The 21953-nt window shown below is 66.2% G+C and carries 11 protein-coding genes; 7 read left to right on the forward strand and 4 right to left on the reverse strand.

Annotated features, from left to right (window positions below; translation table 11 throughout):
- The first annotated feature begins 17 nt into the window (after positions 1-17).
- The 7 genes from GGR61_RS07585 (at position 18) to GGR61_RS07615 (ending at position 14151) form a co-directional block, all read left to right on the forward strand.
- Positions 18-2054, forward strand: coding sequence for a methyl-accepting chemotaxis protein (locus GGR61_RS07585; RefSeq protein WP_184621010.1), 2037 nt, complete (start codon positions 18-20; stop codon positions 2052-2054).
- 112 nt (positions 2055-2166) lie between these two features.
- On the forward strand, positions 2167-9444 hold the full coding sequence (locus GGR61_RS07590; RefSeq protein WP_184621011.1) for an Hpt domain-containing protein: 7278 nt from the start codon (positions 2167-2169) through the stop codon (positions 9442-9444).
- A 7-nt stretch (positions 9445-9451) separates the two neighbouring features.
- Positions 9452-10639: a chemotaxis protein CheB gene (locus GGR61_RS07595; RefSeq protein ID WP_184621153.1), complete on the forward strand. Its 1188-nt coding sequence runs from the start codon at positions 9452-9454 to the stop codon at positions 10637-10639.
- Positions 10640-10672: 33 nt separating this feature from the next.
- A complete protein-coding gene (locus tag GGR61_RS07600) occupies positions 10673-11149 on the forward strand; it encodes a chemotaxis protein CheW (protein WP_184407142.1) in 477 nt (158 codons plus the stop codon).
- A gap of 250 nt (positions 11150-11399) precedes the next feature.
- Positions 11400-11975 carry a GNAT family N-acetyltransferase gene (locus tag GGR61_RS07605; protein WP_184407141.1) on the forward strand — a complete coding sequence of 192 codons (576 nt, stop codon included), beginning with the start codon at positions 11400-11402 and terminating at the stop codon, positions 11973-11975.
- Positions 11976-12352: 377 nt separating this feature from the next.
- The gene (locus tag GGR61_RS07610; RefSeq protein ID WP_184621012.1) at positions 12353-13423 is read left to right on the forward strand and encodes a N(4)-(beta-N-acetylglucosaminyl)-L-asparaginase; all 1071 of its coding nucleotides are present in this window, start codon (positions 12353-12355) and stop codon (positions 13421-13423) included.
- A 5-nt stretch (positions 13424-13428) separates the two neighbouring features.
- A complete protein-coding gene (locus GGR61_RS07615; RefSeq protein WP_260287276.1) occupies positions 13429-14151 on the forward strand; it encodes a copper homeostasis protein CutC in 723 nt (240 codons plus the stop codon).
- A 646-nt stretch (positions 14152-14797) separates the two neighbouring features.
- Here GGR61_RS07615 and GGR61_RS07620 read toward each other — a convergent pair.
- From GGR61_RS07620 to GGR61_RS07635, 4 genes are all read right to left on the reverse strand, one after another.
- Positions 14798-15883, reverse strand: coding sequence for a sialidase family protein (locus GGR61_RS07620; protein WP_184621014.1), 1086 nt, complete (start codon positions 15881-15883; stop codon positions 14798-14800).
- Between the two features lie 842 nt (positions 15884-16725).
- Positions 16726-16941, reverse strand: coding sequence for a hypothetical protein (locus GGR61_RS07625; protein ID WP_184407137.1), 216 nt, complete (start codon positions 16939-16941; stop codon positions 16726-16728).
- Positions 16942-17483: 542 nt separating this feature from the next.
- Positions 17484-19325: a beta-galactosidase family protein gene (locus GGR61_RS07630; protein ID WP_184621015.1), complete on the reverse strand. Its 1842-nt coding sequence runs from the start codon at positions 19323-19325 to the stop codon at positions 17484-17486.
- 176 nt (positions 19326-19501) lie between these two features.
- Positions 19502-21844 carry a GH92 family glycosyl hydrolase gene (locus tag GGR61_RS07635; protein WP_184621016.1) on the reverse strand — a complete coding sequence of 781 codons (2343 nt, stop codon included), beginning with the start codon at positions 21842-21844 and terminating at the stop codon, positions 19502-19504.
- Between the last annotated feature and the right edge of the window lie 109 nt (positions 21845-21953).

Consider the following 21953-nt stretch of genomic DNA (forward strand, 5'->3'; position numbering starts at 1 on the left):
CAGATCGAGGTCGAACCATGAGTACCGCCCCGGACGCCCGCAAGACCAACAAGCTCGGCAGCGTCAGCACCAGCTTCTGGCTTGGCTTGCTGGTGTTGTCGATGATCGTGTTCGGCGCCAATACCGGCGTTGCCACCTGGCAAGGCAGTCGCCTGGCCGGTGCCGGCACCGGCGCGGCCGATCTGCAGGTGCTCTCGCAGCAGCTGGCCAATCAGGGGCGCGAAGCGGTCTCCGGCGACCCCAAGGCGTTTGCCGCCTTCAAGCAGACCAAGAGCCGCATCGACAGCACGGTCAGCGACCTGGATGGCCGCTATGGCCAGGAAGGCACGGTGGCCAGCCCGATGGCGCAACTCAAGGCCACCTGGGTGCCGCTGAGCAAGAATGCCGATCAGGTCATCGCCAGCGAACCGGCGGTGCTCGGCCTGGCCGGCAATGCCGAGCGCTTCTCGGGCAACGTGCCGCAGTTGCAGGCGCAGTTGAACGAAGTGGTGCGCGCAATGACGGTCAGCGGCGCGCCCGCCTCGCAGATCTATAACACCCTGCAGCAGGTGGTGGTGGCCGGCACCATGGCACGCCGGGTGACCGAAATGCGCGCCGGCGGCGCCAATGCGGCCGCCTCGGGCGACGCGCTGGCCCGCGACTCGGTGGTGTTCACGCAGATGCTGGAGGGCCTGCGTGCAGGCAACGAAGAACTCGGCATCGCCGCGGTGCGTAACCCGGCTGCGCTGTCGGCACTGGAGCAGTCGCAGGCGCAGTGGGCGACGATGAAGACCGACGTCGATGCCATCCTCGCCAGCTCGCGCAACCTGTTCGCTGCGCAGTCGGCGGCGGCCGCGCTGACCGCCGGCTCGAACAAGATGCTCGACGACAGCAAGAAGCTGTTCGACGCGTTCTCGGCGTTCGGTTCGGCGCGCGACACGCGTCCGTTCCCGAATTTCTGGCTGGGCGTGGTCTCCGGCCTGGTGGCGTTGCTGGCGATCATCGGTTTTGTGTGGAGCTCGGTGCGGGTGCGCTCGCGCGAGCAGGACGTGCGTTATCAGGCGCAGGTGGAATTCAACAGCCGCAACCAGCAGGCGATCATGCGGTTGCTGGACGAAATCAGCTCGCTCGGTGAGGGCGACCTGACCGTCAAGGCGTCGGTGACCGAAGACATGACCGGCGCGATCGCAGACGCGATCAACTACGCCGTGGACGAACTGCGCCATCTGGTGACCACGATCAACGACACCTCGGCCAAGGTCGCGGTATCGACCCAGGAAACCCAGGCCACGGCCATGCAGCTGGCCGACGCGGCCGGCCAGCAGGCCAACCAGATCACCACTGCCTCCGAGCGCATCAGCGAAATTGCCGCCAGCATCGAACAGGTCTCGCGCAACTCCACCGAGTCGGCCGAAGTGGCGCAGCGCTCGGTGGTGATCGCGGCCGAAGGTGCCGGCGTGGTGCGCGAGACGATTCAGGGCATGGACCAGATCCGCGACCAGATCCAGGAAACCTCCAAGCGCATCAAGCGGTTGGGCGAATCCTCGCAGGAGATCGGCTCGATCGTGGAACTGATCAACGACATTTCCGAGCAGACCAACATCCTGGCGCTCAACGCCGCGGTGCAGGCCGCCTCGGCGGGCGAGGCCGGTCGCGGTTTCGCGGTGGTGGCCGACGAAGTGCAGCGCCTGGCAGAACGCACCTCCGGTGCGACCCGACGCATCGAAGGTCTGGTGCAGACCATTCAGGCCGATACCAACGAGGCGGTCAGCTCGATGGAGCAGACCACTTCCGAAGTGGTCTCCGGCGCGCGTCTGGCCGAAGACGCCGGCACCGCACTGACCGAAATCGAGCGCGTGTCCAACGCCTTGAACAACCTGATCAAGAACATCTCCATCGCCGCGCACCAGCAGTCGGCCGCAGCGACGGACATCACACAGACCATGGGCGTGATCCGTGAGATCACCAGCCAGACATCGCAGGGTGCGGAGCAGACGGCCGAGTCGATCGGCAACCTGGCCCAGCTCGCTGCCGATCTGCGCCGTTCGGTCGCCGACTTCAAGCTGCCGGCGTGACCACGACGCGGAACGGGAAAGGATTGCAGATGGCGCGTAGTCGCGTTACGTCGATGCAGGTAGTGACCGGGTGCCGCACTGGCGGTACATCGGCCGTTGTCAGGGGGCTGGAATGAGTGCGCTTCGCGATGCGATGAGTCACGCCGCACTGGGCTGGGTCAAGCCGGAGCTGGACGAGACGTTGCGCCAGGCGCGCAACGAGATCGAATACTTTGCCGAAGAACCGTCCGACACCAGTCGGATGCGTTTTTGCGCCGGCTATCTGCATCAGGTGCAGGGCACCTTGCGCATGGTCGAGCTCTACGCACCGGCGATGGTGGCCGAAGAGCTGGAACTGCTGGCCCAGGCCGTGCAGGGCGGCGAGGTCGCCGACCGCGACGAAGCCTGCGCCATGCTGATGCGCGGCACCGTGCTGCTGCCCGACTATCTGGAGCGTCTGCAGAACGGTCACCGCGATATTCCGATCGTGCTGCTGCCATTGCTCAATGAAATCCGCGCCACCCGTGGTCAGCCGGGTCTGAACGAAAGCGTGCTGTTCGCGTTCGATCCGCAGGCCGGTGTGGCCACCGAAGCCGAGCTGGATCATGCCCGCGGCAGTCTGAGCGGGCGCAATCGCGAATTGCTCGACACCGTCGGCAACGCGGTCAAGGAAGAATTGCTGCGCGTGAAAGACGCGCTGGATCTGCATCTGCGTACCGGCGGCGAGATCGCCGAACTGCAGACCCAGGTCAAGGACCTGGGCAGCGTTGCCGACACCCTGGGCATGATGGGCCTGGGCGTGGCGCGTAATGTCGTCGTGCAACAGCGCGATGCGCTGGCGCGCGTGGTCGATGGTCAGGTGCAGATGGATGAAGGCGTGCTGCTGGATATCGCCGGCGCGCTGCTGTACGTGGATGCCTCGCTGGACGATCAGGTTGCCAGCCTTGGCGCCGACATCGGCGATGGGAACGAAGCCGGCATCAGTGCCACTTCCTCGGAAGTGCGCCGCACCGTGGATGTGCTGGCGCAGGAAGCGATCGCCAATTTCGGTGCGGCGCGCGAGCATTTCGTCGCCTTCATCGAAACCAATTGGGATCACTCCCGCCTGAGCGATGTGCCGCATCTGCTCGGCGAAGTGGGCGGTGCGTTGCGCATTCTCGAACTGCCGCAGGCGGCCGATTATCTGGAAGGTGTGCGGCGTTACGTCGATCAGGAGCTGATCGGCAAGCAGCGCGTGCCCAGCGGGCGTCAGCTCGATACGCTGGCCGATGCGATGGCCAGCCTGGAGTATTACCTGGAAGCGCTGCGCGAGCGCCGTCCCGGCCGCGAAGAGATTCTGGACATCACCCGCAACAGCCTGGAAACGCTGCGTTACTGGCCGCTGCCGTCGGGCGAACCGTCCGAATTGCCGGTCGGCGCCGAGCAACCGGGCACGCTGGTCGAGCCACCGCCGCTTGTTGCTTCCCCGAGCCAACCCGTCCAGATGCCGACGGCTGTAGTCGATGACCTGGTACCCACCGCGACGCTGGAATGGGCCAACGAAACCGTGGTCGAGACGCCGTTCGCCGCGAGCGTGGTGCACGACACTGGCGCTGCCGCCAGCGACACGGTGTTCTCGTTCGACCCGGTGGCTGCCGAGGAAACCCTCTCCGGTCAGGCGCATGTGCCGTTTACGGTCGCACCGCTGGACCTGTCCGACGACGGCGCGCAGGCGCCCGGCGATTGGCAACTGGACGCCAGTGCGCTGGCTGCACCGATCGCCACCTCCGCATTCGACCCGGTGTCGGCCGAGCAGGACGCCGGCGTGCCTGCCGATGCCGCGCAGGTCAGCTACACCGTGGACCTGAGCGCGCTGGAGCAGGACGATACTGCACCGCCGGTGGTTGCCGAGCCGGCGCCGCTGCAGATCGAGCAGATCGACCTGCCGGGCGATGCCGATCAACGCGAAGCACCGTTGGACTTCATCGCCCAGGCGCAGACGCAGCGTGCGCAGATCAGCATCGACGACGCATTTTCGCCGCCGCCGTTGCCGCCATCATTGCCGCCGCAGGAACTGGACGACCCGTTCGTCGAGTCCATGCCCGAGCCGCCGGCGCCGCCGGCAGAAGACACTGCAGCGCCGGATGCGCCGCGCGTGCAGCAGGCGGTGGTCAGCGAATTCGAGCTGGACGATACGTCGGCGGCGTTCCTGGCCCAGCTCGACGCTGCCGCTGCGCAGTTCGATGTGGACCGACCACAGACGCCGCCGAGCACTGCTGCGCCTGCCGATACCGATGCCGAGGCCATGCCCGAGCAGTCCGCAAGCGAACCGGCGCACGCCGGCGCCAACGCCGCTGCGGGTATCTTCGGCGGCTTCGGCGACAGCGATATCGACGACGATATCCGCGACGTGTTCCTGGAAGAATTCGACGAAGAACTGGTCAACCTGGGCCAGCTGTTGCCGGCGTGGCGTGCCGCGCCCAATAACCCCGACAACCTGCGCACGATCCGCCGCGTCTTCCACACCTTGAAGGGAAGCGGTCGCCTGGTCGGCGCCAGCGTGCTGGGTGAGTTCAGCTGGAAGATCGAGAGCATGCTCAACCGCGTGCTCGACAACTCGCGCCCGGCCAGTCCGGCAGTCGTGGCGATGGTGGAACTGGCGTACGAGGTGCTGCCGCAATTCAATGCCGCGTTGCGCGACCAAGGCCGCATCAGCGCCGATCTGCCGGAAATTCAGGCCGTTGCCGAACGTGTCGCCGCAGGCGAAGAGGCCTACTACCTGGCAGCGCCGGTGACGACGGTGGCTGCGGGTGTGGCCGACATTCCGGCCGCCGCCGATGGGGTTGCCGCAAGCGGCGGTACGCCGGCGTCGGTGGACAGCGTGCTGCGCGAGATCCTGGAAGCCGAAGTCGCCACGCACCTGGAAACCGTCAACGCATGGTTGCAGGCCAACCAGGCCGAACCGCAGTTGGCAAGCGAAGAATTGCTACGCGCCGTGCACACCATGAGTGGCGCGTTTGCGATGACCGACGTGCCGGAAATCACCCTGGTGACCACGCCGGCCGAAAGTTACGTCAAGCGTCTGCTCGCCGCATCGGTCATCCCGTCGCCAGAGGGTGTCGAGGCCATCACGGCAACAGCGGCAGCGATCGCCACGACCGTGACCGCACTGCGCGCCGAGGCGCCGCTGATTCCGTCGTTCGCACCATTGGCCGAACGGCTGCGTGCGCTGGCGGACACGCTGCCCGAAGCGCAGTGGCCGCCGCAGGTGGCTTTCGACGAACTGGATGATTTGGACGATCTGGACGCGTCCGGCGAGACGCCAGCCAACAGCGAAGCGACGGTCGAACTGACCGGCGCGCAGGACCTGTCGCAGTACCTGGACGCGAGCACGCTGCCATCGACTGCCACCGATATCGACGCGCCGACACCTGTTGCCGATGCCGCGTCGCAGGATGCCGATGCGCATGCCGATGTCGAGGCATCGATTGCGGTGGACGAGCTGGCCGAAGCCGAGGCTGACGCCGGTGACGGCTCGGCGCTCGCGCTGGATGCGCCCGTGCCGAACAACGACGGGCAGCAGACGGCCGACGCTGCCGCGCTGGAGCAGGAACAGGGGGGCAATTCGCTCGAGACCGAACACGCAGCACCCGCTGATGCAGTCGCAGCCGATGCCGGGTCGGAGCAGGTCGCCGACGCGTGGCATGGCAATGTGGCCCGGCACGAGCACGCAGACGCTGCTGCATCGCCTGCTGTCGAGACGCACGACACGCCGTCCGATGAGCCGGTGGTCGACGCCGCCGCCTGGGATGCGACCGAATTGCAGCACGCCGGGATTGCCGACACCGCGTTGGATGAGCAAGCGCGCGATGTAGCAGAGGCGGCCGAGCCGGTTGCAGTGGATGAATTGTCTGCTGCGGAAGCCGCGCTGGGCGACGCGCAGACGCTTGCCGCGCCGGAAACCGGACATGGCGATGCCGAGCGCGCAGAGGTCGAGCCGCCATTGCCGACCGAACGCGAGACCGTGCACGACCAGCACGACCAAGGCGATGGCACTGCAGCGGCGCACGACGCCGAGGCGCCGTCGATCGAGGGCGTAGCGTCCACGGACCAAGCGCCTGTCGAGACCACCGAGGCATTGGAAGCGGTGCATGCGCAGCCGCCGGTGGCCGACGAGACGCCGGCCTCGATAGCCGACGACTGGACGCCCGAATCCGGCCTGCTGGACGGCGTATCGACCGATCAGGACGAGCGTGCTGCCACATCGCACGATGACGCCAACGCGCAGGCGCACCACGGTGAGCAGCCTGCCCACACGGTGGCGCCGCACACCGATGCAGCGTCGCCGCACGCTGCCGACGTGCAGGCGGGCGAACAGCTGCATGCCGAAGACACGGCGCACCTGGGTGAGACAGCGTCCTTCGAAGAGCCCGCAACCTCGGGCGAGCAGCTGGACCCGGAACCCGCGCATTCGTACGAAACTGCGCAAGCGCAAGAGCACCTCCATTCGAACGAGCAGGCGCAGTCCGATGCACAAGCGCACGCACATGCTGCCCAGGCCGAAGACGCTGCAGAGGCAGCGCAGCCTGCTGAAGGCGAGCACCTAGCCTACGCGGAGCATGCTGCAGAAGCCGAGGACACCGCAGAGGCAGAGCACGCTGCAGCAGTCGAGCACAGTGTGGAAACACAGTCCGCCTCGGAACCGCAGCAGACTGCCGACGCGCTCCCCGAGCACACCATCGAATCGGTGCAGGCTTTCGAGATGGCGCAGGTGGCCGACCAGGTCGAAGAGGCCGGCGATCCGCAGTCGGAACTGGCGCCGGAGCTGCATGCGGGCGTTGTTGCTGATGCAGATGTCCAACCCGAGGCCGAGGTCCACGCACAGCACCATGCTGCAGAGGCGACGGCCGCCGCGACCGCCGCGATGGATCACCTCGCGCCTTCCGAACACGGCGAGCACGCCGACCGGATCCAGGACGCCGCACAGGCCGACGCGTCAAGCGAACACGAAGACACTGCAGCCGTGGCCTTCAGCGCGCCGGTGGACGATGTCGCACCGGCCGACACCGCTGCCAGCGATGCCGGCGCCGCGCTCGATATCGGCCCGCTCAACTTCGACAAGCTCGATGGCGAGCTGGTGGATATCTTTGTCGATGAAGGCCGCGACCTGCTGGACCATTGCGACGGCCTGATCGCCCGCATGCGCGAAGCACCGGAAGACCGCGAGGTCCTCAACGGACTGCAGCGCGACCTGCACACGCTCAAGGGCGGCGCGCGCATGGCCGGCATCAATGCCATCGGCGACCTTGGCCATGCGATCGAATCGCTGCTCGAAGCGGTGGCGGCCAACCGCACCGATATCGACCGCGACGACGTACGCCTGTTCGAACGCGGCTTCGACCGGTTGCACCAGTTGCTGACCCGCACCGGCATGCACCGCGCGGTGGCGATGCCCACCGACCTGGTGGAAGCGTTCGAAACCCGTACCCGTGGCCGCAACGCCGCCCCGCCCAGCGACGCCGATGTGCGTGCGATCGCCAAGGCGTCGGTGGAGCCGGCGCCGCTGTCGGCACCGGTCCCGGTGGAAGGCCAGACCGAAGAAGACTTCCTGCCGCGCGTGCAGCAGGAGCAGGTGCGCGTGCGCGCCGACCTGCTCGATCGCCTGGTCAATCACGCAGGCGAAGTGGCCATCTACCGTTCGCGGCTGGAACAGCAGTTGGGCGCGTTCCGTGGCGCCATGGGCGAGCTCGATCGTACCAATGCCCGTCTGCGCGACCAGTTGCGGCGTCTGGATCTGGAAACCGAAGCGCAGATCGTGGCGCGCTATCAGCGCGAACAGGACCAGGGCGATCGCACCTTCGATCCGCTGGAACTGGACCGCTTCTCCACCCTGCAGCAGCTCAGCCGCGCGCTGAACGAATCGGCCGCCGACTTGGGCGGTTTGCAAGGCGTGCTGGAAGATCTTTCGCGCCAGTACGATGGGCTGCTGCAACAGCAGTCGCGCGTCAGCTCCGAGCTGCAGGACGGCTTGATGCGTGCGCGCATGGTGCCGTTCGACGGCCTGGTGCCGCGTCTGCGCCGCGTGGTGCGCCAGGCGGCCACCGATACCGGTAAGCAGGTGAATCTGGCGCTGGAAGGCACCCACGGCGAACTCGATCGCAACGTGCTCGATCGCATGGTCGCGCCGCTGGAGCACATGCTGCGCAACTCGGTGGCGCATGGGCTGGAAACGCCGGAACAGCGGCGCGAGGCAGGCAAGCCGGAAGAAGGCAGCATCGCGATCCGTCTGCGCCGCGAAGGCTCGGAAATCGTGCTGGAAGTGGCCGACGACGGCGCCGGACTCGACCGCGAGGCGATCCGTCGCCGTGGCGAGCAGCGCGGCCTGATCGAGCCGGGCCAGGTGCTCAACGATGCCGAACTCGATGGCCTGATCTTCGCCTCCGGATTCAGCACCTCCGAGCAGGTCAGCCAGCTGGCCGGCCGTGGCGTGGGCATGGACGTGGTGCGCAACGAGGTGCGCCAGCTCGGCGGCTCGGTGGACATCCACTCGGTGCGCGGCCAGGGCGTCACCTTCACCCTGCGCCTGCCGCAGACGCTGGCGGTCACCCAGGCGGTGTTCGTGCGCATCGGCGAGACCACCTTTGCGGTGCCGGTGGGTTCGGTCAGCGGTATCGGCCGCATCTCGCGGACCCGTTACGAGTCGGGCGAGGGTGGTTACCACTACGCGGGCGAAGAGTACGTGCTGCACGATCTGGGCTCGCTGGTCGGCCAGCCGGTTGCGCGTGCCGATGGCCAGGCGCAGGTGCCGTTGTTGCTGGTGCGTGCCGGCGATCTGCGTGCGGCAGTGGCGATCGATCAGGTGCTGGGCAACCGTGAGATCGTGGTCAAGCCGGTGGGCCTGCAGATCGCGTCGGTGCCGGGCATCTACGGCGCCACCATCACCGGCGATGGCCGCGTGGTGGTGATCCTGGACGTGGCGCCGCTGGTGCGTCGTTACCTCACCCAACCGGCGCGTCCGGCGGTGGAAACCCAGGCCGAAACGCAGCGCCAGGTGCCGTTGGTGATGGTGGTCGACGACTCGCTGACCATGCGCAAGGTCACCAGCCGCGTGCTGGAACGCCACAACCTGGATGTGTCCACCGCACGCGACGGTGTCGAGGCATTGGAGTTGCTCGAAGAGCGCGTGCCGGACCTGATGCTGCTGGATATCGAAATGCCGCGCATGGACGGTTACGAGCTGGCGACCGCCATGCGCGCCGACCCGCGTTTCAAGGCGGTGCCGATCGTGATGATTACCTCGCGCAGCGGCGAGAAGCATCGCCAGCGCGCTTTCGAGATCGGTGTGCAGCGTTACCTGGGCAAGCCTTATCAAGAGTTGGATCTGATGCGTAACGTGTATGACCTGCTGGGGATCGCCCGTGTTCGAGACTAATGGCGCAATGGGGACGCCGGTCGTCCTGCTGGGCCGGCCCGGTGAAGCACGCGAGCGGCTGCGCGAAGCGCTCGGCCTGGCCGGCGCGCAGGTCGTGCTGGAAGACGAACCATCGGCGGTGGATGTGCAGATGCTGCGCGACGTCGAACCGGTCGCGGTGCTGGTGGCGCTGGAGCCATCGATCGAGGATGCCCTGGAAGCCTTGGAGCCCGCCTTCAACATGCCCGGCGTCACGGTGATCTTCGACGAGGCCGAGCTGACCGTGCGCCGCGAGGGGTGGGAAGCGCAGCGCTGGGTGCGCCATCTGGCCGCCAAGCTGCACGGCCATGCCGACGTCTTGCCGCCGGGCACCGAAACCGAACCGTCGCTGCACCCGGAGCCGGGGCTGGCGCTGGCGCCACGACAGCATTCGGATCTGCAACTGGATCAGCATCTGGAAGCGGCCGCGCATGTCTTCGAACGCATGCCGGACGACGCCTTGTTCACGCGCTCCGCCGGCGCTGCCGAGCCGGCCGTTGTGGACGACACCCCCGGTTTGACGCTGGGCGATTCCAGCACCTGGGGCCTGGTCGATGAGGTCGCCGTGGTGGTGCGCCCGCGCGCCGAGCCGGACATCGCTGTGCTGTCCACCGGCGGGCTGTCGCTGGTGGAAATCGAGCACAGCGGCGAGACCACCGGTGTGGTGCTGGTGATGGCCGGCATCGGTGGGCCGGATGCGATTCGTCGTCTATTGGCCGCATTGCCGCTGGATTTTCCGCGCGCGGTGCTGGTGCGCATGACGCTCGATGGTGGCCAGTACGGCAACCTGGTGCGGCAGATGGGCCGCGTGTCTGCGTTGCCGGTCGAGCTGGGCGAAGTGGGGCAGGCGATCGTTGCCGGCAAGGTGTATGTGCTGCCTGAAGAGGTCGGCGTGCAGCAGCGTGCTGGCAGCCTGGCCTTTGTTGCCCTGACCGATCCCGCAGCGCTGATTGCCGCGCTGCCGCCGGCCGACAGTGCGGTGCTGATGCTCAGTGGCGCCAACGAGGCGCTGGTGGATGCGGCGCTGGCGCTGGCCGCGCAGGGCGCTTGGTTGGCGGGGCAGTCCGCCGATGGTTGCTACGACCCGGCCGCTGCGGCGCGTCTGGCCCGACAAGGCATTTTGACCGGCGACCCGGCGCGCTTGGCGCAGGCGTTGGTACAGCGTTGGCCGGCATAAGCCGGGCGCTCCCTCTCAGATCGGAATGGTGCGATGAGCTACGCCAACAATGACGAAATCCGCGGCGTCCTGATCCAGGCGGGCACCGAACGCGTGCTGCTGCCCAATGCCACGGTGGCCGAGGTGATGTCGCGGGTGGCGGTCGAGCCGCTGGCCGACATGCCACGCTGGGTGGTGGGACGCATCGATTGGTATGGTTGGAAGGTGCCGCTGCTGTCGTTCGCGCGCCTGAGCGGCCTTGGCGACGAACCGACGGCGCTCAACAACAAGGTGATCGTGCTCAAGGCATTGGGTGGCAATCCGGCATTGCCGTATTTCGCATTGCTGACCGCTTCGTTCCCGCAGTTGATCTCGGTGCCGCGTGACGGCCTGTTGGCCGACGCCTCCGAAGAGGCGCTGCCCGACGGCGTGCACATGCGTGTGCTGCTGGGCGAGCAGAGCGCGTTGCTGCCGAATCTGGATGCGATCGAAGCGCAGGTGGCGCAGGCGCTTGCGGCGGTTGCTGCCTAGGCGCGACTGACAGGACGCCGACGCAGCGGGCATGCGCGTCGTGTCGGGATGCGATGCGATGGGGTGTCGGGCTGGCTCGGTGCACGCAGCGTGTGGCCACTGCACTTGCTGCATGCAGTCGGTGCCGATCCGGCAACTGGGTCGCGACGATGTGCTGCTTTTCGGAGACCGCTTACGGGGGCGTGATCTGCATGCGTCAGCCTGATACACGCAGCACGGACGACACGCCCAACGCGCGGCTGCGGCCGTCGTGAGCATCCCCGTGTTCGCCCCGCTGCGGCACGCCGATGGCATCGTGCTCTGCGACCTGGCCGTGGTCGACCCGGCGGCAATGGCCGATTACCACACGCGTAACCGCACACATCTGGCCAATGCGATGCCGCTGCGGCCGCCCGCGTTCTATACCACCGACGGCTGGCGTCGCCTGTGCATCGCCTACCGCAGTGCGGTACCCGGCGAGCGCGAACTGCAACTGGTGATGCTGCAGGGTGAGCAGGTCATCGGCACAGTGGGATTGACCCAGATCCAGCGCGGTGCGTTTCAGGCCTGTCACATGGGTTACGGCATTGACGCGGGATATCAGGGGCGCGGATTGGTGCGCTGGGCCGCCACGCAGGGCATCGCCTTCGCCTTCGGCCCGCTCGGCCTGCATCGGGTGATGGCGCAGTACGTCCCGGACAACCTGCGCAGTGCGCGTGTGCTGCAATCGCTGGGCTTTCAGATCGAAGGCCATGCGCGTCGCTATCTGCAATTGAATGGCGTCTGGCGCGACCATGTGCTGACCAGTAAATTGCGCGACGACGACCAGGGGAGCGGCGAGAAGTAGAGCGGCGAGAAGTAGAGCGCTGCGCGGGTCACGTTGCCGTGCCGCCCTGCAGCCGCTCCGCTGGCAAGCGAGCGGTGCATGTTGCTGGCTCGAGTGACGGGGACGTACGGCGACGATGCTGCAATGGCAGTGCGGTGGAAGTGCGATGCAATGGCGCACTCGCATGATCTCGGCTCTCCACCGCATCGCGCCATGAAGGCGATCAAGCCCCGGAAGGCGAAACGCCTTTCATCCTCCGCCGCCGGCACAGCCTGCGTTGTGCGTGGATCCGCATCGGTGGATGCCGTAAGGCGGTTTATCCGCACGCGCGGCTGTCGCATGATGGGCGCTGCTGCCGTGTGATGCGGCTACCCGTTTTCGTCATGGAGTTCGCCCGGATGATCCAACGTCGTCACTTCCTCAAGAGCGCTACGCTTGGCGCGCTCGCTTCTGGTCTGGCTGGCTGGGGCGCACGCGCGCAGGCGGCCGTCGGCGTCGGCGTCGGCAGCAGCGGCCGGGTCGCAGCGCTGCCGCGCGGTGGGGCGCGGGTGATTTCCACCTGGGATTTCGGCATTGCGGCCAATCAGGAAGCCTGGAAGATCCTCAGCACCGGCGGCATTGCGCTGGACGCGGTGGAAGCCGGCGTACGCGTGCCCGAGGCAGATCCGAACAATCCGACCGTGGGCCTGGGCGGCTATCCCGACCGCGACGGGCGGGTGACGCTGGATGCCTGCATCATGGATCACCTCGGCAACTGCGGGTCGGTGGCGGCGCTCGAAGATGTGGTGCATGCCATCTCGGTGGCGCGCGCGGTGATGGAAAAAACCCCGCACGTGATGCTGGTTGGCGATGGTGCGCGCCAGTTCGCGCTGGAGCAGGGCTTTCCGAAAACCAAGCTGCTCACCCCCAGTTCGGAGGCGGCCTGGAAGCAGTGGTTGAAGACCTCGAAGTATTCGCCGGAAGCCAATATCGAGAACCGCGCCTGGCGCGATGCCAAATTGCCGGGCGGCAAGGACAACCACGACACCATCGGCATGCTGGCACTGGATGCGCACGGCAACCTGTCCGGTGCGTGCACCACCAGTGGCATGGCGTGGAAGATGCATGGCCGCGTCGGCGATAGCCCGATCATCGGTGCCGGCCTGTACGTGGACAACGAAGTGGGCGGTGCGACCTCGACCGGTGTGGGCGAGGAAGTGATCCGCAACGTCGGCAGTTTTGCGGTGGTGGAAATGATGCGTCAGGGCAAGTCACCTGCCGATGCCTGCCGCGAGGTGGTGATGCGGCTGATACGTCGCAAGCCCGAACTCACCCGCACCTTGCAGGTGGGGTTCCTGGCGATGAACAAGCGCGGTGACGTCGGCGCGTTCGCAATCCAGAAAGGCTTCAGTTACGCGGTATGCGATGCGCAGCGTCAGGATCTGTTGGTGCCCGGCGAAAGCCACTACACCACCGAGCCTGCCGCGTGAGCGTGCTGGGACTGGAAGTGGCTGCCGATTCGGTGGGGTCGGCACTGGCCGCGCAGGACGGCGGTGCGCTTCGGGTGGAGTTGTGCGGCGGACTGGATGGCGGCGGGTTGACGCCCTCGTACGGCACGTTGGCGGTGGTGCGTGAGCGTTTGCAGATTCCGTTGTATGTGTTGATCCGCCCGCGGGTGGGCGACTTTGTGTTCAATGCCGACGAAGTCGAGGCGATGCGCCGGGATGTGGAGCAATGCGTGCGGCTGGGCTGCGATGGCGTGGTGCTGGGCGCGCTGGATCCGCAGGGGCAGGTCGATATGGCCACGATGCGCGTGTTGATCGCCGCCGCCGGATCGCTCGGGGTGACCTTCCACCGTGCGATCGATGTCAGTGCCGATCCGTCGCGTGTCCTGGAAGATGCGATCGCATTGGGGTGCGAGCGCGTGCTGACGTCGGGTGCGCGTGCGAGCGCGCTGGAAGGTAGCGACACCATCGCGGCACTGGTGCGCCAGGCGGGCGCGCGCATCAGCATCATGCCGGGCGCCGGTGTCTCCGAAAGCAATGTGCTTGCACTGCGTGCCAACACCGGTGCGCGCGAATTTCATGCCTCCTCACGTGGGCCGGTTGCGGCGCAGGTGCATGCGCGGCATGCCTATATCACCGATCTGGGCGGCGATTACCAACAGACCGATGTGGCGCGTGTGCGGCGGATTGTGGGGTTGTTGCAGGGGACGTGAGGCCTAGAGCGGCAGATCTGCTGCTCGGCTGCAAGGCCCTTGCCCGTCCACCATCGCGGGACACGCAGCAAGTACGTCCATGTAGCTCTTACACGGCATCCATGCCGCGTAAGGTCCCGCGACGGTGGGCGGGCAAGGACCAGTCGAGATGGTCGGCATGCATGGGTTTAAACACAGCAACCAGCGGAGTCTCTGGTGCGGTGTCCTCGCCGCTTGCGGGACCGTGTGGCGGCATGGATGCCGCCACCGAGCCCCCAGGGATGGGTTCACGGCGTGTCCCGCGAGCGGTGAGGGCACCGCGCCCTCGACACTGTGAGTTTGCTGCAGGGCCCTTGCCCGCTCACCATCGCGGGACACGCTGCAAGTACGTCCTTGTAAGCTCTTACGCGGCATCCATGCCGCGTAAGGTCCCGCGACGGTGAGCGGGCAAGGACCAGTCGAGATGGTCGGTGTGCATGTTTTTCAACAAAGCAGCCAGCAAATTTTCTGGTGCGGTGTCCTCGCCGCGCCCTCGACTCACTGAGCTTTTGACTGCACCTGAACAACGCTTTGCTTCGAAACTTCGGTTGTTTTGTGTCTTCCCGGCGTGTCCCGCGAGCGGCGAGGACACCGTGCACTCGACTTATTCCGGACTGTGCAGCCGTGGCTATGGCGTTTTGCCATCCGCGTTGCTGCCAAGTCGCACCGGATCGATCACGACATGCTTGATGCGCTGGCGCTTCCAGGTGTAGCTGATGTGGACCAGCCCATCGCGGGTCTGGATCACGGCTGGATACGAAAATTCGTCCTTGGCGCTGTCTTCCAGCGTGAGCACGCGCTGCCAATGCACGCCGTCATCCGATAGCGCGACGGCCAGGGTGCCGCGGCCGTCCCACCAGTCCTTGCCGGCGATGCCGGGGTTGTAGACCAGCAGGGCACGGCCGTCGCGCAGCATCACGGCGTCGGTGCCGCTGTTGGGATTCTCCACATCCAGCAACTGCATCGGTTGCCAATGCTGGCCGCCGTCATGTGAGAACGTGCTGAAAAGTTTGTTCTTCTGGCTGCGGCCGAGTGCCTGCACGCGGCCATCGGCGTGCACCAATAGGCTGGGCTGGATCGCACCGATCACCGCCGGGTCGTTGAGCGGCATGCCGCGTTGCCAATGCGCGCCATCGTCGTCGCTCCATTCCAGATGCGCGCGCCAGCCACGGTCTTCGCTGCTGCTGGGTGACAGGATGCGGCCGTTCGGTAGCTGTATCGGCTTGTTCTTGATCGGGCCGAGAATGCCGTCGGGCAGACGCTGCGGCGGCGACCAGTGCGCGCCGTCATCAGATGAGGTGATGCGCAGGCCCCACCACTGGCGGGGATTGGGGCCGAGCTTGTAGTAAAGCTGCACAGGCCCGGTGCTGGACTGAAACAGCACCGGATTCCACGCCGGCAGCGCCGTGCCGCCGGGACCTGCGTGTGCACCATCGGCGATGCGTCGCGGTGGCTGCCATTGTTGCGGGCCGCGTTGGGTGAGCCAGATACCGACATCGGCCGCACCTTCGTGCGCGCCACCGAACCAGGCTGCCAGCAGCGTGCCGTTGCGGGTTTCCAGCAGCGTGGAAGCATGTGCCTGCGGCGTCGGTGCCGGGTCGGCGATGAACTCGCTGAGCACGATGGGCGAGGGTGCCGGCGTGGGCGATCCAGCCTGGGCGGCGAAGCCGGCAACGCTGGCAACAAGGCAGGTCAGCAGACGAGGCAGATGCATCTGGGTCCAGTGCTGTGCGGATTTTTTAAAGATACCTCTTGATTATCTATTAAGAGCGGCTAACAAAACGACTTCGCGTCAGCCTACTGCAGGCCGGCTGATCTGCGGCCTGGCTGCAGGGCGCTTGCCCGCCCAGCGTCGCGGGACACGCTGCAAGTACGTCCTTGTCAGCGCTTACGCGGCATCCATGCCGCGTAAGGTCCCGCGACGCTGGGCGGGCAAGGACCAGTCGAGATGGTCGGCATGCATGGGTTTAAACCAAGCAACCAGCGGAGTCACTGGTGCGGTGTCCTCGCCGCTTGCGGGACCGTGTGGCGGCATGGATGCCGCCACCGAGCCTCCAGGGATGGATTCACGGCGTGTCCCGCCAGCGGTGAGGGCACCGCGCATTCGACCCACTCAGTGTTTGATCTGGACTTCTGACTGCATCCACCAAGATGCGGCCGACAAAACCACTGCACTCACTGAGAGGCGCTCGCTCGCCAGGTTTTGTTAGCTGCTCTAAATACTATATGCGCAGGTTAGCCCAGGCGGCCGCAGTCGCCGCGCACGGTGCATATCCGCGAGTGCCAGTTGTTCAATAGCGGAGCTGGGGCGCGTTAATCGGTTCTTTCGCAGCGGCAATAGTGATGTAGCCAGATCCGATTGCTGAAACCAGCGCCTGCTTGCGCTTGCGCCGGTGTGCGTCTCGTTCTTGCCGTGCGGCGATAGATGGCGCGTTGCGTGCGGTTTGTTTCGATTCGGTACGCCACGTTCGTGTGGCGGCAGTGGGGCACTTTCTTTAGTGGGAGCATTCGCCCCGACTGGCGGGTGACGGCGCTGGCTTGCAGCGCCGGTCACGCTCAGGCCGCGTTGTCGTCGCGCACCTGCGGCGGCAGCAGGATCTGCGGCTGCTTGGCCGAGTGGGTCTGGCACAGGAATGTCATCAGGTGGGCCGCTTCGATGCTGCCGATCGGTTGGCTGGGCGCGTGCTTGCTGTGAACGTGTTCGGCAAAGGCGTGCTGGGTCTGCTCCGGAACCGCGGAGACAAGGTCTTGCGTGACGGTGGACGACGACATGAAACGCTCCTGAAACTCACGAACTGACCGTCGCTCCATCGAACAACGGGAATGCGCCACTGTCTTCCACAACGGCGTGAGCCGGTGATCTTGCCTGGAATGCGATCCGTCCGATACCGCACAGGTCGCAGACGCTGCACGGCAGCGGATGTCCAGATAACGGCGGGCGCGCGCCAGTCTGAAGGCCTGTCGTGCTGGTGGCTGTCCTGGGTCTGCTCGCCAGTGGGTGGGAGGCGGGAGCGGCAGCGAACAAAGTGACCTGGATGACGCTGTCGCTGGGGCTGCATCGGCGGTGGCGTTCGGGCTGCATGGGGACTGCTTCGAGCGGTACAGCACCGGCGTGGCGCGGACACGTGACGGTTTTCAGGACGAAGGACGCCGGCCGCACGATCGAACCGAAGGGCGGGCACAGATCGTCGGCGTCGTAGCGTTGCCGCAGTCATCATCGAACGATGGCTTGGAAACAGCGCCGGCCCTGTCACGGCTGACGTCACAGTGCGCCGCCATCCACGCGACGGCGGCGCGCTGTGCCGGCCGTGCCGTCATTCCGTCGGCTTGATCCACACCTGCTGTTTCAGCCCGCGCACGCTGGGTTTGGCGGTGCTGTCCAGGTCGAACACCACCACGGTGTTGTCGCCCTTGCGCTGGAACGGTGCGGGGAAATACAGCGCCCGTTGCGGGCCGATGTTCCAGTGGCGGCCGAGGTTGACGCCGTTGGCCCAGGTCACGCCCTTGCCGAAGGCGCGCATGTCCAGATAGGTGTCGGTGGGCGTGCCGATGCGCAGGCTGCCGCGATGGAAGGCCGGGCCTGCGACGGGCTTGCGGGTCCAGCCGCGCAGGCTGTCGGGCGAACGCATCGGCAGCGGGAAGGCCTGCCAGCCGGTGAGTTGCTGGTTGTCCAGCAGTACCGGGTCGACCAGGCCGGCGCGGCCGTCGGCCATGCGCGGGCCGTAGTTGATACGGCCGCTGTTTTCGACCAGAACATCCAGGGTGTGTTGGCCAGCCGGAATGTCCACGTCGGTGGCGACCTGTTGCAGGCGACGCTCGACGCTGCCGACCGGTGTCTGGTCCAGATACACGCGTGCCACGTCGCGTACCTCGCCCAGGTACAGCGAACCCTTGCGCGGGCCGGTGACGGTGGTGCGGTAGAGGATGTAGCCGTAATCCTGGCCGAAATGTTCCATCGGCTGCGGGGTGTCGATGGCGATCGGGGCGGGCAGGTTGTCCCACAGCGAGGCGGATTCGCGCAGTTGCGTGTCCGGCAGGGCAGCGCTCGCGATCGGTGTCGGCAGCGCAGGCGGCTGCACGCCGGTGACGCGGGCGATGGCATCGCGCATCAGCGCGAACTTCGGCGTGGGATGGCCGGCTTCGTCGAGGATGGCGTCGTAGTCGTAGCTGGTGGTCTGCGGCGCGTAATGATCGCTGGGATTGCCCTGGAAATTGGCACCATTCATAAAGCCGAAACTGGTGCCGCCGATGAACATGTAGAGATTGGCCGAGTGGCCCTGGCGCAGGATCCACTCCAGTTCTTCGGTCTGCTGTTTGGCATCGGTGCTGGCGTGCGGCTTGCCCCAATGGTCGAACCAGCCGGCCCAGTATTCGCCGACCATGCGCGGTTGCTCGGGGCGGAACTTGATCAGTTTGTCGAAGGCGCTCTTGGCTTCGCCTGGCGCGAAGTTCACCACCGCCAAGGTGTTCGGCAAGGTGCCGTTGGCGAGCATGTCGGCACCGTCGGAGGTGAACAGCAGCGCCTTGTCGAAGCCTGCCTTGACGAACATGGCGCGGTTATCGGCCATGTAGGCATGGTCGTCGTCGTAGGAGCCGTATTCGTTCTCCACCTGCACGGCGATGATCGGGCCGCCGTTGTGGTTGAGCAGCGGTTGTACCTGTTTGGACACGGCATCCAGATAGGCCTGGCTGGCGGCGAGAAAGCGCGGGTCGCGGCTGCGCACGCGGATGTTGTCCTTGCCGAACAACCACGCCGGATAACCACCGGCTTCCCATTCGGCGCAGGCGTAGGGGCCGGGGCGCAGGATGACGTTGAGGCCTTGCGCGGCGGCTTCGCGCACGAACGCGGCCACATCGTTGTTGCCGGTGAAATCGAACTGGCCTTGCTGCGGCTCGACCAGGTTCCAGAACACGTAGGTTTCCACCGTGTTCAAGCCAAGCGCGCGTGCTTTCTGCAGGCGATCCTTCCAGTACGCGCGTGGAATGCGCTGGAAATGGATGGCGCCGGAGAGGAGTTGATACGGCTTGCCGTCGCGCACGAACTGGGTGCCTTGCGTGCCGACGCTGGGCCAGCGCTCGGTGTCGGCGGCAATGGCGGTGACGGGAAGCGCGAACGCGAGGGCCAGGACGAGGGGGCTGAGGGTGGTGCGCAACATGGGCGATTCTCGGCGGTGACGAGTGACTGGTGACACGCGTGGTGGATGGGGTTTTGCTTGGGTTGGGGTGCGGGTTGGCCCTCATCCGCCCTTCGGGCACCTTCTCCCGCTTGCGGGAGAAGGAAACAACAAGCCCCCCGCTTGCCGGGGGGCAAGATGCTTGGAGCGTGCGTCGTTTACGCGAACGACGGTGGCAGATCCTCCTTGTTGGCACCGAAGGCCAGGTTCGGTGTTGCGCCCATGCTGAATTCCAGCGTGCCGCCTGCGGCCAGATCGGCGTGGCGCAGCCAGGCGCGGTTGATCGGTTTGCCGTTCCATTTCAGCGATTGCACGTAGACGTTCTGCGCGCTGGTGTCGTTGGCGACGATGCGCAGGGTATGGCCGTTGCCGACATCGAGTTCTGCGCGCTTGAACAACGGGCTGCCAACGATGTAGTTGCCGCTGACCGGATCCACCGCATACAGCCCCAGCGCGCTGAGTACGAACCACGCGCTCATCTGTCCGCAGTCTTCATTGCCGGACAGGCCATTGCGCGCGTCGTGGTACTGCTCGCGCAACAGCCGGCGCACCATCGCCTGGGTCTTGTACGGTTGGCCGGCGTAGGCGAACAGATACGCCACGTGATGGCTGGGTTCGTTGCCGTGCGCGTACTGGCCGACCAGTCCGTCGATATCCGGCGGCGCATCGGCGGGCAGTTCCGAGCTGGTGGAAAACAGTTCGTCCAATTTGGCAACGAAACCGTCGCGGCCGCCGTACAAATCCATGTAGCCGTACAGGTCGTGCTGGTTGAGGAAGGTGGCCTGCCAGGCGTTGGATTCGGTGAAATCGCGCCACTTGGCGATGTGGCCCATGCCGCGTGGGTCGAAGGGTTTGGCCCAGTTGCCGTCTTCCAGGCGCGCCTGCACAAAGCCGCTGTCGCGATTGAACACGTTGCGGTAATTGCGCGAGCGCTTGCGCAGTGCGCGTGCATCGTCGGTGGCACCGGCGGCTTGCGCCAGATGCGCGCAGGCCCAGTCGTCGTAGGCGTATTCCAGTGTGCGGCTGACCGCTTCGTCCACCTTGTCGGCAGGGATGTAACCAAGTTTGCGGTAGTAGCCAAGACCGTGGGTGGTGTCGTCCATCGCGCGCTTGCGGTACGCCGGCCATGCGGCTTTGTAGTCGATGCCGGTGAAACCCTTGGCATGCGCTTCTGCCAGCACCACTGCCGAGTGGTAGCCGATCATGCAGCCGGTTTCCACGCCTTGCAGCGGCCAGATGCCCACGCCGTCCGGGCATTCGTTGGCGCCGCGCACCAGGCATTGCATCAGGTCCGGTACGCGCTCGGGTTGCACCAGGGTCAGCAAGGGATGCAGTGCGCGGTAGGTGTCCCACAGCGAATAGGTGCTGTAGTTGTGATAACCCTTGGGCAACGAATGGATCTTCAGATCCATGCCGCGATAGCGGCCGTCCACGTCGCTGAAGAGCGTCGGCGCAAGCAGGCTGTGATACAGCCCGGTGTAGAAGATGCGGCGTTGCGCGTCGTCATCGCTGTCGATGCGCACGCGTGCGAGTTCTTTTTCCCAGGCGGCCACGGCTTGCGCGTGCACACGGGCGAAGTCGAAGTCGGGCAGTTCCGCATCCAGGTTGGCCAACGCGTTGTCGGCGCTGACGGCGGAGATGCCGACCTTGATCAGCAGCGGTGCGTCGGATGCATCCGGGTAATGCAGGGCGGCCTTGAGATGCACGCCGTCGATGCTGCGCGTGCCTGCGGCTAGCGGTTGGTCTTCGTTGTACAACTGCACGCGCTTGAAGGGGCGCGACAGGCGCATGGCGAAATAGATGTAGCGCCCCTGCGCCCATTGATAGACGCGCCGTCCGCCGGTGAGCGTACGGTCGTCGACCACGCGCAGCTGTGCGTCGGTGATGCGGGTGGGGATGCCGGGTTTGTCCTGCATGCCATGGCAGAGATCCAGCAGCACATGCGCCGGCTTGCCCTTGGGAAAGTGATAACGGTGCAGGCCTGCGCGCGCGGTGGCGGTGAGTTCGGCATGCACGCCGCTTTCCTTGAGCCGCACGCGGTAGTAACCGGGCGAGGCGGCTTCATCGCTATGGTCGTAGCGCGAGCGGTAGCCAGTGTCTGGCGCGTCGAGTGCGCCCGGTACCAGCTTCACCTCGCCGGTGGCGGGCACCAGCAGGAAGTCCAGCATGTCGCCGATGCCGGTGCCGGACAGATGCGTATGCGAAAAACCCATGATCGAGCCGTCGGACTCGTGGTAGCCGGAGCATGAATCCCACACCGCGTTGTAGGTGTCCGGGCTCAGCTGCACCATGCCGAACGGCAGCGTCGCGCCGGGGAAGGTGTGGCCATGGCCGCCGGTGCCGATGAAGACATCGACGTGGCGGGTGAGGTCGGCGCGGGTGCGCGCATCGGCCGGGAGTGCGTAGTTGCCTGCGCGTGCGCGGGCTAGCCCGGAGAGACCGGCGCTACCGAACAGTGCCGCTGCGATGGCGCCTTGAAGAAAACCGCGTCGTGTTGCCATGGGTGTTTGCTCTCGGAAATCATGGGCCGGTGCGGGAGCGCCCTCATCCGCCCTTCGGGCACCTTCTCCCGTAGGCGGGAGAAGGACAGGGGGCAGGCGCGACGCACGG

This window comes from Xanthomonas sp. 3058 (assembly GCF_014199765.1).
Taxonomy (GTDB): Bacteria; Pseudomonadota; Gammaproteobacteria; order Xanthomonadales; family Xanthomonadaceae; genus Xanthomonas; species Xanthomonas campestris_B.